The organism is Amphibacillus sediminis NBRC 103570 (assembly GCF_001552275.1).
In the GTDB taxonomy this organism is placed as follows: Bacteria; Bacillota; Bacilli; order Bacillales; family Amphibacillaceae; genus Amphibacillus_B; species Amphibacillus_B sediminis.
In genome coordinates this window covers 1-15121 of sequence record NZ_BCQW01000027.1, presented here as the reverse complement: position 1 = coordinate 15121, position 15121 = coordinate 1, and the positions used below count along the sequence as shown (strand labels likewise).

General features: G+C 38.1%; 16 protein-coding genes. All 16 read left to right on the top strand.

The genetic code is table 11. The features are described 5' to 3' along the window. Window positions 1-19 precede the first annotated feature (19 nt). The 16 genes from ASE01S_RS13125 (at window position 20) to hag (ending at window position 14716) form a co-directional block, all read left to right on the top strand. Complete coding sequence (locus tag ASE01S_RS13125; protein ID WP_067843256.1) at window positions 20-898, top strand: carbohydrate ABC transporter permease; 879 nt, start codon at window positions 20-22, stop codon at window positions 896-898. Window positions 899-913: 15 nt separating this feature from the next. After that, the gene (locus ASE01S_RS13120; protein ID WP_174520239.1) at window positions 914-1786 is read left to right on the top strand and encodes a carbohydrate ABC transporter permease; all 873 of its coding nucleotides are present in this window, start codon (window positions 914-916) and stop codon (window positions 1784-1786) included. Between the two features lie 785 nt (window positions 1787-2571). After that, on the top strand, window positions 2572-3705 hold the full coding sequence (locus tag ASE01S_RS13115) for a sensor histidine kinase (protein WP_067843253.1): 1134 nt from the start codon (window positions 2572-2574) through the stop codon (window positions 3703-3705). A 250-nt stretch (window positions 3706-3955) separates the two neighbouring features. Next, window positions 3956-4630, top strand: a complete 675-nt coding sequence (locus tag ASE01S_RS13110; RefSeq protein ID WP_157065222.1) for a response regulator — start codon at window positions 3956-3958, stop codon at window positions 4628-4630. Window positions 4631-4927: 297 nt separating this feature from the next. Beyond that, the gene (fakB, locus tag ASE01S_RS13105) at window positions 4928-5770 is read left to right on the top strand and encodes a DegV family protein (RefSeq protein ID WP_067843247.1); all 843 of its coding nucleotides are present in this window, start codon (window positions 4928-4930) and stop codon (window positions 5768-5770) included. A gap of 191 nt (window positions 5771-5961) precedes the next feature. Further along, window positions 5962-7308, top strand: a complete 1347-nt coding sequence (locus ASE01S_RS13100) for an ATP-dependent helicase ComFA (protein WP_067843244.1) — start codon at window positions 5962-5964, stop codon at window positions 7306-7308. A gap of 5 nt (window positions 7309-7313) precedes the next feature. After that, window positions 7314-7988 (top strand): ComF family protein, encoded by a 675-nt coding sequence (locus ASE01S_RS13095; protein ID WP_245630383.1) that lies wholly within the window; start codon window positions 7314-7316, stop codon window positions 7986-7988. A 185-nt stretch (window positions 7989-8173) separates the two neighbouring features. Next, complete coding sequence (locus ASE01S_RS13090; protein ID WP_067843241.1) at window positions 8174-8605, top strand: TIGR03826 family flagellar region protein; 432 nt, start codon at window positions 8174-8176, stop codon at window positions 8603-8605. Between the two features lie 63 nt (window positions 8606-8668). Further along, a complete protein-coding gene (gene flgM / locus ASE01S_RS13085; RefSeq protein ID WP_067843238.1) occupies window positions 8669-8935 on the top strand; it encodes a flagellar biosynthesis anti-sigma factor FlgM in 267 nt (88 codons plus the stop codon). Window positions 8936-9104: 169 nt separating this feature from the next. After that, entirely contained in the window at window positions 9105-9599 is a 495-nt protein-coding gene (locus ASE01S_RS13080) for a flagellar protein FlgN (protein ID WP_067843235.1), read from the top strand. Between the two features lie 11 nt (window positions 9600-9610). Next, window positions 9611-11119, top strand: coding sequence for a flagellar hook-associated protein FlgK (gene flgK, locus ASE01S_RS13075; protein ID WP_067843231.1), 1509 nt, complete (start codon window positions 9611-9613; stop codon window positions 11117-11119). A gap of 11 nt (window positions 11120-11130) precedes the next feature. Beyond that, window positions 11131-12039 carry a flagellar hook-associated protein FlgL gene (gene flgL, locus ASE01S_RS13070; RefSeq protein WP_067843229.1) on the top strand — a complete coding sequence of 303 codons (909 nt, stop codon included), beginning with the start codon at window positions 11131-11133 and terminating at the stop codon, window positions 12037-12039. Between the two features lie 423 nt (window positions 12040-12462). Then, window positions 12463-13053, top strand: coding sequence for a DUF6470 family protein (locus tag ASE01S_RS13065; RefSeq protein WP_067843226.1), 591 nt, complete (start codon window positions 12463-12465; stop codon window positions 13051-13053). Window positions 13054-13067: 14 nt separating this feature from the next. After that, entirely contained in the window at window positions 13068-13508 is a 441-nt protein-coding gene (gene fliW, locus ASE01S_RS13060; RefSeq protein ID WP_067843222.1) for a flagellar assembly protein FliW, read from the top strand. A gap of 1 nt (window position 13509) precedes the next feature. Next, window positions 13510-13740 carry a carbon storage regulator CsrA gene (gene csrA / locus ASE01S_RS13055; RefSeq protein WP_067843219.1) on the top strand — a complete coding sequence of 77 codons (231 nt, stop codon included), beginning with the start codon at window positions 13510-13512 and terminating at the stop codon, window positions 13738-13740. 124 nt (window positions 13741-13864) lie between these two features. Next, on the top strand, window positions 13865-14716 hold the full coding sequence (hag, locus tag ASE01S_RS13050) for a flagellin Hag (RefSeq protein WP_067843216.1): 852 nt from the start codon (window positions 13865-13867) through the stop codon (window positions 14714-14716). Window positions 14717-15121: the final 405 nt, after the last annotated feature.

The following is a 15121-nucleotide window of genomic DNA, read 5'->3' as shown; positions in this document are numbered from 1 at the left end:
TGTGAAGGGAGCGATCGATTTGAATAAAGTTATGTCTAATAAATGGGTCATTGCTTTATATGTTTTGCCATCTTTATTATTACTTGGAGGGCTTGTTTATATCCCTATTGTTCTTACAGGCTATTATGGATTGATGTCATGGGACGGTATTGGTGAAATGACCTTTATCGGTCTTGATAATTATTCACGCTTGTTACAAGATTCGACCTTTTGGTTAAGTGCACGTCATTCTTTTTTATTAGCACTATTTTCAACTTTAAGTTTAATTGCATACTTGGCTATCTCATTAATCTTATCTGCAAGATTAAAAGGTTCAGAACTACTGCGGAAAATATACTTAATTCCCATGCTTTTATCATCTGTGGCGATAGCCCAACTATGGATTAAAATATACGATCCTAATAATGGGATGCTCAATAGTCTCTTGACTTTTCTCGGTGTTGAAAATCCCCCTGCTTGGTTAGCCGATAGAAGTACGGTTTTAATTGCTATTTTCATTGCGATAATATGGCAGTATGCAGGGTTCTATATTATTATTTATAGCGCTGCTTTGAAGGGCATTCCTTATTCTCTAATTGAGGCAGCAAGGATAGATGGAGCTACACCGTTTCAAATTGCCTATAAGATAAAAATCCCCCTAATTACTGGAGTGATAAAAGTAACCATTATACTAGCGATTGTTGGCTCATTAAAGTATTTCGACCTTATCTATGTCATGACAGGTGGGGGGCCTAACGGAGCAAGTGAAGTTATTGCTTCATATATGTATAAAGAAGCATTTGGACGTTATAATTTCGGATATGGAAGTGCCATTGGTTTTGCCTTATTAGTTCTAGCGTTACTGACGACTTGGCTAATCCAAAAACTAACAGCCTCAAAAGATGAGCTTCAATATTAAAAAGGGGGATCCTCAATGGCAACAGTGATAGGAACTAAACAAAAACAGCATGATCGGAATGGAATACGGAGACTAGGCTTTATATTACTCTATCTTTTTCTTGGTCTAATCGCCTTATTCCAAATTTATCCGCTAATTTGGCTATTCTTCTTTTCATTAAAAGGTAATGCCGAGATTTTTGGTCGGTCGCCTTTTGCGTTACCAGAGGAGTGGCGTTGGGACAATTATCTGCGTGTCTGGACAGAAGGTAATATTAATCAATATTTCTTAAATAGTGTGTTTATTACAGTAACAGCAGTTCTTTTAACCGTTTTGTTAGCAAGCTTTGTAACCTTTGCTATAACAAGAATGAATTGGAAACTGAACAAATTGGTACTTATGCTTTTTATGATAGGCTATATGATTCCGATCCATTCCACATTAGTACCATTATTTCAATTCTTTTTAAGGCTAGACTTAATTGATAATCCAATTTCAATTATTTTAGCCTATACGGCCTATAATCTACCCTTGACCATTATGATTTTAGTTGGTTTTTACAACACCTTACCACGCGAAATTGAAGAAGCAGCCATTATGGATGGTTGTTCAATTCATCGTATTTTCTTTCAGATTACATTGCCAATGACCACACCGATCTTGTCGACAACGGTTATCATCAACATGATTTTTAATTGGAATGAATTTGTCTTCGTTAACACCTTTATTAGTTCTGATCGATATAAAACGTTAACAGTTGGAATTCAAAATTTTATTGGTCAGTATTTAACAGATTGGGGGGCAATTGGTGCCACATTAATGATTAGTATCATTCCTATTCTTATTGCATTTATTTTCCTTAGCAATCGGATTGTAGAAGGAATTGCCGCAGGATCAGTCAAAGGATAGAGGAGATCATAGTCAGATCAGACAAGCCTTTTACGCTTATAGAGATGCGATATCGATAGGCCAATCATTATCAAAACGTTGTATTAAGCATTTGAGCTAAATCATATTGATAACGTGTTAAATCTATTACCCAGACAATAAATGTCTGGGTAATTTTTATCGCAGTGTACTGGCTGGTGCTGCGATTACTATCCCCATCGAAGGGCTTTTGTAAGACTCCCACTTCAGGAAATAGGGAACACGTCATGTCTAGATGGGAGATCCAACAGCCAGTAACGGCCTGATTCGTTCAACTAACGTTCAGTGGGGAGAGAGGAAGCTGACAAAGTTCGCGACGTTGTGTCACAACGTCTGCACGAGCACATCCTATGCGTCGCCCCTCCTATTGAACGAAGTTTCACTTTATGTTTAATGGTCCAAGATAAAGGGTATTTACATTTATTGATTTTTTTAAATAGAGATTAGAGAAAGCGTTGGCGTTGATACAAGCAACTATTAAATCTATCTCATAGATGACTACCTATCCGATCGAGACATTTAAGAGAGATTTTTTAGAAAGAAAGGTTTCAAGACGAGGAAGTTAAAGATTAATCTAGAAATAAAGCGAGTCGCCATGAATTAGATAGCTTTTGATCAAAATTTTAATCATATCGAATTTTTTAGAGGGAAAAACAACATGAATCGATGAACTATTGTCTCTAGTTGGAAAGAATAAGATTAGTACAGCCTTACTAAGTATGCTATCATGTATATAATAGAGATAAGCGGAGTAGGAGTTAAAAAGTATGGAGCGAATAAACGATAAGAGCTTAGATCTCATTATTAAAGAAATGGTGGAAGTCGTTGAGCATAGTAAAGATGAAATCTACCAAATAACAGAAGAATCACGCGTTGAATATAAGACACTATCAGAGCAGCTAGAGGAAATTCGGTATGATGTAACGACTTTAATTAGTGCCACAGATCAATTAGAAAAAAAAGAACGACTTTCTCGAAATCGATTAGCTAAGGTTAGCGAAAATTTCAATATCTATACTGAAGAAGAAATTCGTGAGGTATATGAAAAAACTCATGCGCTTCAAACTGAGTTAAAAATGAATCGAGAACGAGAGGCATCTTTGCGACAAAGACGTGATTATATTGAGCGGAGACTAAAGTCACTTGAAAAAATGATTGAGCGAGCAACCGGATTAGTCAGCAAAGTTAGCGTTATTCTTAACTATTTAACAGATGACTTTCAACAGGTAAGTGATTTAATTGAAGATGCCAATCAGAAACAGACTTTTGGGTTAAAGATAATAGAAGCGCAGGAAGAGGAGCGGCGTCGCATTTCAAGAGAGATACATGATGGTCCTGCTCAAATGCTCGCAAATATTTTGTTAAGGGCAGACATTGTTGACCGCACTTTTCGGGAACGAAGCTTCGAGGAAGCATTAGATGAAATGAAAAGTATGCGAGCGATGGTGCGTTCTTCACTATCTGAGGTTCGCCGAATTATCTATGATTTACGCCCAATGGCTCTCGACGATCTTGGTCTAGTTCCAACGATTAGAAAGTACCTTGCTAATATGGAAGATTATAATAAAATCGCGATCATTTTTAATGAGGAAGGTAAATTCGAGCGATTAGCATCAAAATACGAGGTGGCTTTATTTCGCCTAATTCAAGAATCTGTTCAAAACGCAATCAAACATGCTGTGCCGAAAACGATTCAAGTTAATATAAATATTAATACTCAACATGTCACCGTTAGTATACGAGATGATGGGGTTGGATTTGATATTAATAAAACGAAGGATGAGTCATTTGGCCTAATCGGTATGAGGGAACGGGTGGAAATGCTGGAAGGCGATTTGAAAATTAATTCAACTATTGGGAAAGGTACCACTGTTTTTATTAAAATTCCATTAAATAATTAGTACAAATTGTTTAAATTTTATTTAAGTTAACAATTTTATAATGTGTTTACAATTCATTCAATGTATAATATGTAATATCTAATATTGTCAAAAAAAAGTATTGGCAAGGGTAGCGCTTTTACAATTTTTATGCAACATAACTTAATTTTCGTCTAATACTTCACAAGTTAGACAAAAAGCCGATGATACAGATAGACTAATTTAGATGCACAGGGGCGTAATAGATTTAGTGTAAATGGAGGGAAAAGGAATCATGAAGAAAATTGTATTAATTGATGATCATGTGTTATTCCGTGAAGGTGTTAAACGGATACTAGATTTTGAAGACAGCTTTGAGGTTGTCGCTGAGGGAAATGATGGCGAAGAAGCCCTTGCGCTGGTCGAAAAGCATAAACCAGACGTTGTATTAATGGATATTAATATGCCACATATTAATGGTGTACAAGCCACCAAAAAGCTTTTTAGTAGATACCCTGATGTTAAAATTATTATTCTATCTATTCATGATGACGAAAATTATGTAACACATGCACTAAAATCAGGCGCACAAGGCTATCTATTAAAAGAAATGGATTCTGAAGCGTTAATTGATGCAATAAAAATTGTAGGTGATGGTGGTGCCTACTTACATCCGAAGGTTACTCATAATCTTGTAAAGGAATTTCAACGTCTAAGTAAGGCAGAAACAGGTGGTCTTGAAGATGTCGAATATCGTAAGCCGCTCCATTTATTAACAAGAAGAGAGTGTGAAGTATTACAATTACTTGCTGATGGTAAAAGTAACCGCGGTATATCAGAAACACTTTTTATCAGTGAAAAAACGGTTAAAAATCATGTTAGTAATATTCTACAAAAAATGAATGTGAATGATCGGACTCAAGCCGTTGTCATGGCGATTAGAAACGGTTGGGTAGAAGTATTATAGATGGGAAGACAATCTAGTTATGATTAACTAGATTGTTTTTTGGTTGTGATCGTGTTAGCCTTTTAAATGTTAATGTTATTATCTTATAATAAAGTAATTCATACTACATGTAACGATTCGTCCTGAGTTTACTAGAAACCTAAGGTACAAGACAGAGTTTTTTCGTTTGCTTAGAGATAATGCTATGCTTTTGATATAGAATTAGGTAAAATAAACATGATGTATCCATTCTTGGGTGCAAATGTCCTTATACTCTTTTTATAAATATTGTAATAATAGAAAGGTTCGATAATAAATATGAAAGTAGCAATATTAACAGATAGCACCGCCTATCTTCCAGAAGAGCTTAGGCAAGACTACCAAATTGAAATTGTCCCTTTAAGTGTAACAATTGGAGAAAACTCCTATCAAGAAGAGCTAGAATTATCAGCAGATCAATTTTATCCACTCGTTCGTGAGACTAAGTCTTTCCCAAAAACCTCTCAGCCATCGATCGGTTATATGACAGAAAAGTTAAAGAAATTGGCTCAAGATTATGATGCTGTGGTGGCCATCCATTTATCAAGTGGGATTAGTGGGACATACCTTTCTATGCAGACAGCTGGTACAATGGTTGATCAAATTGATGTCCATGTTTTTGATTCGGAAATAAGTTGTATGGCACAAGGTTTTTATGTTTTGGAAGCAGCTAAGATGGCTAAGTCAGGTGCTACACCAGAAGAAATTATTGCACGTTTGAATGAAATAAAGCAATCGATGCGCGCTTACTTTGTCGTTGATGACCTTACCCATTTGCATAGAGGTGGACGATTAAGTGGAGCTCAGGCAATAGTCGGTAGTATGCTCCAAGTCAAGCCTATCTTACATTTTGTTGATACAAAAATTGTTCCATTTGAGAAGATACGGACTCAAAAAAAAGCATTGAAAAGGTTAATTGAACTTTTAGATGAGGATGCAAAGGCGGGTCAACCTATTAAAGCAGTGGTTATTCATGCTAATTGTCCTGAGTTAGCTCAATCCTTTGCAACAGAGCTTGAAAGCCTTTATCCTAATTTAGAGCTTAGCATTAGCTACTTTGGAGCTGTGATTGGCACACATTTAGGTGAAGGATCGATTGGTCTAGGCTGGTACAAACCTTGAAACAGATCATACTGAACACAAAAATTTGAACTAGATTTTTGTGTTCAGTTTTTTTATTTTTTGTTCTAACTATCTCGTTTAATTGTAAAGAAGTTTGAAATATGCTCCTCCTTTTTAAAAATTAGCTAAAAGCCATGCATAGCTGCTTATGATAGGATAAAGGTAACCCTGAAAGGGAGGGAGATTTAAAAGTGAGAGAGTATGCTAAACGATATGCAGGGAGGCTACTTTTACGTGATGAAATTGAATTGCCAGATTATCAATTACAAGCTCTAATCAAGCGGGGCTATTTCAAATTAAAACCAGCTTTGATCAAGCGTTACTTTACTCACCAGTGTCAACGCTGTGGGAATAAAGCACGTCATCTTTTCGGGGTAATTTCTTGTTCGAATTGCCAAACCGCTCATCTTTATTGCCGCAAATGTATACAGATGGGGCGTGTTATGAGCTGCAGCCCACTATACTATTGGGTAGGACCAGATCCTGATTGGTCAGCTACTGACAAGCGATTCGCCTGGAAGGGAGAGTTAACAAAGACTCAATCCCAAGCATCGGATCGGGTTTGTCATGCGATTGCTAACGGGGTCAATGAACTACTGATCCATGCTGTCTGTGGATCTGGTAAAACAGAAATTGTCTTTGCTGGTGTTGCTCAAGTATTAAATATGAACAAACGCGTTTGTTTGGCTACTCCACGCGCCGATGTTGTCAGAGAATTGCTCCCCCGTTTCCAATCAGCCTTTCCGACAACATCTATAGTAGGGCTCTATGGTGGGAGTGGTGCTAATCAAAAAACAGCCCAATTAACTCTATCAACAACCCATCAACTTCTTCGTTATGATAACGCTTTTGATTTAATGATTATTGATGAAATGGATGCGTTTCCTTATCACGCTGATCCGAGTCTACCTTATGCAACCAAAAAAGCAATTAAACCAGGGGCGACAACTTTATACTTAACAGCAACTCCTCGGCAAGATATGATTAATCAGTCGAAAACCCCCACTGTGTTTGTTCCAGAACGTTATCATCAATTCCCGTTACCTGTTCCAAAGTCTGTTTTATTGCTTAAATGTCCAGATGTGACATGGCCTAAGGTTTTCTGGAAATGGTATGAGCAACGTCCAATTAAAAGACAAGTCCTTGTATTTATAGCTACAATTAATCGAACTCAATGTCTCTTACCACTTATTCAATCACGTTATCCTCAAGCACGGATCGAAGCTGTTCATGCCAAAGACCCTGAACGGATCACTAAAGTTGATTTGTTCAGAGCAAAACAGCTAGATGTGTTATTAACGACAACCATCTTAGAGCGAGGCGTTACCTTTCCTGCCATAGATGTCGTTGTTTTAGATGCTGGACACCCCGTTTTTGATCAAGCTGCCCTTGTTCAAATCGCTGGTCGAGCAGGAAGAAGCAAGGTTGATCCGACAGGTGAGGTTCTATTTTTTCACGATGGTCAAACGATAGCGATACGAGAGGCCATTCGTTCCATTAAGAAGATGAACAAGAAAGCTAAGATTGGAAAAGAGTGATCACTGTGTATTGCTTATTCTGTCATCAACTTATTGAGCATGGACTATCATGGCAGACTATTCTTCCTAAGCTTGACCCGATTTGCCCTAACTGTGCGCAATTATTAGCGCCGATTCATCTACCTACCTGTGACTACTGTGGTAGGGATGATCATATTTCATGTTTAGATTGTAAGCGCTGGCGGCCTTCTCAACTCCTTTGCTACAACCGTTCTGTTTTTCGTTACAATACCTTTTTAAAAGAAGTGATAGCACGTTGGAAATTTCGCGGTGATTATCAGCTTTATGCCTTGTTCGTTCATTCATTTCAAGCTCGCTTTAATCAGTACTTTTCCGAGTTACCCAAGCACACTTGGCTTGTACCTATTCCTTTAAGTGAAAAACGTTTAGCCCATAGATCCTTTAATCAAGCGGAGGCACTAGCTTCTTTATTACCAAGGACAACGGTCCCGTTACTTAAACGTTTAGAAGGAGAAAAACAATCCAAGAAAACACGCAAACATCGGTTAGCGATGCGGAACCCATTTTTATATCAAGGTAGTCAAGAGGATGTTGATTTTGCTCAACCAATTGTTTTAATTGACGATATATATACTACAGGAACAACGATTCATCATGCTGCCCAACGTTTAAGAGCAGCAGGTCATCAGAAGGTATACAGTTTTACATTAGCTCGATAGACTCCTATCGTTGGATGATTAAGTGTTTGCCAGTTTCGTAGTCAGCCTGATCAAGGTGAAAGGTGAATCGACTAGTTATATTTTTAAGCGGTTTCAATTTTGGCTTTTAATGAAAAACCCTGTGATCAGAAAAAGAATAATATGCTATACTTAAGGCAAATAAAGACGAAAAAAGGTGGGTTCTTATGGCTGAATTAGATAATTGTTTGAACTGTGATAAGTTATTTGTCAAAACAACGCGGTCAATTTGTCCTGAGTGCTATAAAGAAGAAGAGCAGCAGTACCAGATTGTTTATGAATTTTTAAAGAAGAGATCCAATCGTCAGGCAACGATTCCAGAGATCGTTAAGGCAACTGGTGTTGAGGAGCAACTTATCATTAAATTTGTCAAGGAAAAAAGATTACGCACAACCCAGTTCCCTAATTTAGCTTATCCGTGTGAAAAATGTGGAACAATGATCGACGAAGGTAAGCTTTGCTCAAGTTGTTCATCTGAGATTTCACAGGATTTAGCTAAGGAAATAGAGTTGGAGGCGATAGCAGATAAACGTGCTAAAGAAAAAACGGAAAAAGTCCGCACTTATTTTGCTGTTGATAAGGTAAAGAAAAAAAATTAAACATTTTTTCCAACTGGTCGATAAAAGAAATAACAATGCAATGGTGAATGAGAAGGTAGGTGAATGGTCTTGAAAATACATGGATCGAATCAATCGCATATGAATCCATATCACAAGCAATTGCAAAAGCAAGCGCAATCAGGCATTAAATATCTTGCTAAAGCCGATCAATTGCAAATTTCAGACCAAGCAAAAAAAATGCAAGAGAGCCAGAATGTTCATGAAAGTAGAGAGCCTCTTGTCAATGCGATCAAGTCACAGGTTGAGACAGGTCAATATAAGGTCGATCCTGAAAAGGTTGCGCAAAAAATTCTGCGTTTTTGGCAGTGATTTTTCAATAGAAGCATAAAGAAAGGTTTGGGGTTATAGAGATGAAGCTATAACCTTCATCTTTTAACTCAGGCCGATCATCCGTTTACTTTAATAATGACAATTTATTACCCTGCTAATTTTGCTAGACGATTAGGATGGGTTTTGTCAAAAAGGAGGACGTTATTGCATGTCAATAACAGCGATCATTACGTCATTAGACCAATTAGGTGAACTACATAAGCGTTTATTGCACGTATCTAAGGAGAAAACCGAGCGGTTGAAAAAAGGTGACGTAACTGAGCTTCAAAAGCTACTCAAGATTGAGCAAAAGCATGTGCAAGCCGTGCAGACAGTTGAAGCAGAACGGATCAAAGCAGCGGAAGAATGGGCACATAGCGAAGGGTATCAACCTAGTGAAGCAACAGTAACCTTTATTCTGGAGCGACTAGATGCCACAAATGAACGTGATCAGCTTGAGCTAGCAGCTACCAAATTAGCCGAAATATTAGTTGAATTAAAAGCACAAGAAGCCTTGAATCAAGAGCTTACCACCCAATCACTTCAATTTATTAGAATGAATTTAGATTTATTAACACCATCATTAAATAATTTGAATTATGGATCTCAGAACAATCAGGATGATCCTAAAAATAAACGATCTATTTTTAACTCACAAGCCTAGGAGGGAAACAAATGGTCTCTACGTTTCATGGATTAGAGGTTTCAAAACGTGCGCTAAATGCACAACAACTCGCTTTGTATACAACCTCACATAACATTTCAAATGCGAATACAATTGGTTATACAAGACAACGAGTCAATTTTGAACAAATTAGCTCGTTAACGTCAAGCCGTGAACCTGGTGGTGTCAGCGGAAATGTTGGAAGTGGTGTTCAAGCAGGTTCAATCCAACGAATTAGGGAACAATTTCTAGATGTCCAATATCGGACTGAAAATAGTAAACACAATTATTATTTCACACAAGGTCGAGCCTTAAAGCAACTGGAAGATCTATTGAATGAGCCAACAGAAGTAAACTTGGCATTTGTTTTTGAAGATTTTTATAACAGTCTTCAAGATCTAATTGGTAATGCCGATCATTCAGGTACTCGAGAAATTGTAGCACAGCGCGCACAAGCTATTGCAGATACTTATCAGTATATTGATACATCTCTACAGGAAGTACGCGATGATTTAAGCAGTCAAATTGATGTATCAGCAGCGAGCTTGAATTCGATCCTTAGCCAACTAAATGCAATCAATGTCGAAATTGCTGGTATCGAACCGCATGGTCTCGTACCTAATGACTTGTATGATGAACGTGATCGGCTTCTGGATAGTCTATCTGAGCTCGTCGATATCGAAGTTACTTATGAGAGAAGCAGTGGGATGCCAAGCCCCATCGCAGAGGGAATTGCAACCGTTAAATTAAAAAATGTCGGTCAAGAGGTCACACTAGTTGATGGTGCATCGCGTTCATTTAGTCAGGTTGAAATCAGCTATGATGATGATCAAAATATCGAATCTTTTACCTTTACTAATGAAGAATTAGGTGAGACTGTTGAGATAGAAGCGGCTAACTTTGATAGTCGTGGGGCGATTAAAGCGAATATGGAGATGCTTGGTTACATCGATGAAAATGGTGAGGTTACTGGATATTTCAATGAAATACGTGAGGACCTAGAAACGATGCTTCGGGCATTCGTGGAGAAGTTTAATGAGGTTCATCAAGAAGGAATTGATCTTAATGGTGATCAAGGCTTAGCATTCTTTGAATTTGATGACGAGGATCCACTTGGAACAATACGTGTCAACCAAGCTATTTTGGATGACCCTGATTTAATTGCTGCTAGCTTAAATGGTGATAGTGGTGATGGAACAAATGCGATCAACCTATCCGAAGTATATAGTAATCAAGATGTTGGCTTAGGTGCTCGGACATCGGTGAAAAGCTTCTATCAAGCATTAATTGGAAATTTAGGTGTCAAAACACAGGAAGTTAATCGGATGACAAACAATACAGCTGTTCTTCGCCAGCAGGTTGAGGAAAATCGAATGTCAGTCAGCTCAGTATCATTAGATGAAGAAATGAGTAACTTAATTAAATTTCAACATGCCTACAATGCTGCAGCACGTAGTATGACAGCTGTAGATGAAATGCTTGATCGGATCATTAATAATATGGGCTTAGTCGGAAGATAGGGGTGTGACAAATGCGTGTTTCTCAAAGTATGATTTCAAACAATATGTTAAGTAATATTAGCCGTAGTTATGGCAACTTAAATAAATATATGAACCAGTTTTCGAGTGGAAAAAAAATTACCCGCCCCTCTGATGATCCTTTTATCGCGATGAAGGGCATGGGCTATCGTTCGCAATTATCAAATATTGAGCAATATGAGCGTAATTTAAGTGAAGCTCATAATTGGCTCGATAATACCGATGCAGCTCTAGACGAAACCAATAATATTTTGCACCGCTTAAATGATCTAGCCATTCAAGCAAGCAATGGAACATATGATGGTGACGATCGAGGCAATATTGCAAAAGAGGTGGATCAATTAATTAACCAACTACTGGATGTTGCTAATACACGGGTTAATGACAAATATATCTTTAACGGTACAGATACAAGTGGTGAATTTGACGAAGATGGTAACCGAGTCCTACCATTTCTTCGTAATGAAGATGGAACCTTTGTGGTATCGGAAAATGAAAATGAGTTTGTCCTTGATCTTGGAACAAAGGTTCAGGTAAACTTAAATCCAACAGAAGTCTTTAGCGAGGAACTCTTTTATGATCTTCAAGACTTCCTAACAGCATTAGAGGATGAAACAATTGCTGACGAGGACTTATCAGGGTTCATAGATATAATGCAAGGACATAATGATCAAGCACTCAAGGCAAGAGCGAACATCGGTGCACGCATGAACCGTGTTGATTTAATCGAAAATCGGCTTGCCAACCAGGTCATTAGTGCGAAGTCAATGATGTCAGATAATGAAGACGTAGACGCTGAAGAAGTGATTATGAATTTAACGATGCAGGAAGTTATCCACCGTGCGACATTAAGTGCTGGTGCCCGTGTGCTTCAGCCCTCTTTATTAGATTTCCTTAGATAGAAAAGCTTGGCCAAACCTGCCGAGCTTTTTTACTTCTAGTGGTTATTTAACCACCATTTTCAATGGATGGGTTGTCATTTTACTATTCATATCCAACTGCAGCTGTTCTTGAGCTTTCTCTTCTAGCTCGATTACGATTAAATAGGTAATTAAAGTTGCATTTTATCGCAGTGCAACTGGCTGGGGCAGCGATTACTCGTCCCAAGTCTAAGTGGGAGATTCAACAGCCAGTAACGGCCCGATTAATTCAACTAACGTTCAGTGGGGAAAGAGAGGAAGCTGACTAAGTTCGCGACGTTGTGTCGCAACGTCTGCACGAGCACATCCTATGCGTCGAAACCCCACTGAACGAAGTTTCACTTTATTGAAAACGAGTATCGATCAAAGCTATTTGAATAAAACGAACAGAATAGGAGTGAGAATATGCGTCTTCCACAGATTCGGCTTGAATCACAACAAGCGCTTATTTCTCTTCAAACCCATAATGCACGCCAGTACATTGAACAGCCGAAGGCTACTCAAGAAATTCATCAGCCCCAGGCTGAAATGTCAATTCAGACAACGCCTTCTAAGCTTACGATTGACCAATCGCAAGCATGGCATGATATTGGGTTAAGAAGCGCTAAGCAGCTTCATGCTGATGCTGCCCAAAGAGGCTATCAAAAAGTGCTTGAAGCTATTGCGCGTCGCACGAACGAAGGAATGGAGCAAATGAAAATTGAAAACGGTGGACAACCACTTATTACCCAAGCCGTTCAAAATGCATATAGACCACAAAAACAGATAAACATTGGCTGGATTCCATCTGTTTTCGCAGTGAAAACAGACTATCAACCTGCCAAAGTTGATATCCGTGTTCAGGTTAATCAACCACTCATTCAAAATACGCCTAATAAACCTCGAGTTACCTATGTACCAGGTCGGGTTGAAACAGGGATTAGACAGGAAAATGATTTATTGATTGATTTTGAGGATTTATTTTTTCGGAACTTTCAATTTGAAATGAAAATTTAGAAAAGGGGAGAACTATGCAGATTCAAACAAAGTACTTTGGTGAAATCATGGTCGATCAAAATAATACGATCACCTTTTCAAATGGGCTACCAGGCTTTCAAGATGAAAAAGAATTTATCTTGATCGACTTGCCTAATAACCCAATTTTTCAAGTTTTGCAATCGATCAAACAGGAGGATATTGCCTTTATCGTCACGAACCCCTATCATTTTTATCAGGATTACGAAATTGAGCTGGATGATACCATATTGGAGCAACTAGCTATAAGCTCAGAGGAGCAAGTCATGGTGTTAAGTATCTTAACCTTAAATGAGCAATTTGAAAAAAGTACAATAAACTTACAAGCTCCGATTATCATCAATCAAGACAAAAAGCTGGCTAAGCAGTATGTAACGAATGATAGCCGTTATTTAACTCGAGCCCCATTAAAACCTGTCATGGAACAGGGGGTTTAGCATGCTTGTTCTTACACGTAAGCTTAACCAGTCGATTCAAATTGGTGAAGAGATTGAAGTGAAAGTTGTCAGCATTGATGGCGATCAAATCAAACTAGGTATATCGGCACCGAAAGAGGTCGATATTTACCGAAAGGAAATCTACCTAGAGATCCAAAAAGAGAATAACCAGGCCATTATCAATGAGATAGATGTCCTAGATTTTCTGAAAAAAAATCAAAAAAATATTTAACATTCTTTGCTTTGATCCGATAATAGGGGTGTAAGCACATAGCAAGGTGAAAGACGGCCGCTTTCACTTTGGCCAGCCACAAGGATGTGGCATACATTAAACACAATTCAAGGAGGAATTTAACGTGAGAATTAATCACAACATTGCGGCGTTAAACACACACCGCCAACTAACTGGTAACACGAATGCAGTACAAAGCTCTTTAGAAAAATTATCTTCAGGTCTTCGTATCAACCGTGCTGGAGATGACGCAGCAGGTCTTGCGATCTCTGAAAAAATGCGTGGTCAAATCCGCGGTCTTGAAATGGCTCAAAAGAACTCACTTGATGGTATTTCTTTAATCCAAACTGCTGAAGGTGCATTAACTGAAACTCATGCGATCCTTCAACGTATGCGTGAGCTTGTTGTACAAGCTGGTAACGTTGGTACTCAAGGCGATGACGAGCTTGAAGCAATTCAAAAAGAAATTGAAGACTTACTAGCAGAAATCGATGGCATCTCTAATCGTACTGAATTTAACGGTAAAAAGTTGTTAAATGGTGACTATGCTGAAACTAACTTAGTTTTCCAAATCGGTGCTAACACTGAGCAAACTTTAACTGTTAACATTGGTGATATGAGTGTTGAAGGTTTATCTTTAAATGAAGCAATTGACGCTACTAGTTTCGTTAATGAAGCTGGCGAATATAATGCTGAAGCATTTGATTCAGCGTTAGATGCTATTGATGCAGCGATCAAAACTGTATCTTCACAACGTTCTGATTTAGGTGCAATCCAAAACCGTCTTGAGCACACAATCAATAACCTTGGTGCTTCTCAAGAAAACTTAACAGCTGCTGAATCACGTATTCGTGACGTAGATATGGCGAAGGAAATGATGGAATTCACTAAGAATAACATCCTTACTCAAGCTTCTCAATCTATGTTGGCACAAGCTAACCAAACACCACAAGGTGTACTTCAATTATTACAATAATTTTAACTCGAATGGCTCTGAGAACAAAAGTTCTTCAGAGCCATTTTCATGCGTCTATTATGGGGATAATCTCTGGAGTGCAAGCACCGATTTGGGTAAATCAAAAGTAATGGTTAGCTAATTGATACATCAAGTACAATTGGTAACCTATTAGTAACGATAACTGAACATAGAACTAAAAATCCAGTTAGCAGAGGAATCTAGATAAATATAGAGGACAGGTCCTCTGGGTCAATATCTATTTCAATGGAAGACTGCATTGGAAAAGCTAATTGAGGAGTGATAACCCTAGTCCTCTCCCATCATCGACCTACCGTTTAGTTTATAGTTAATTTAGAATATCTTATAAATAGATTGCAACCCTGTCAACTTTAATAGTAAATTGTCGAGGGTAGGCTGTCCCCA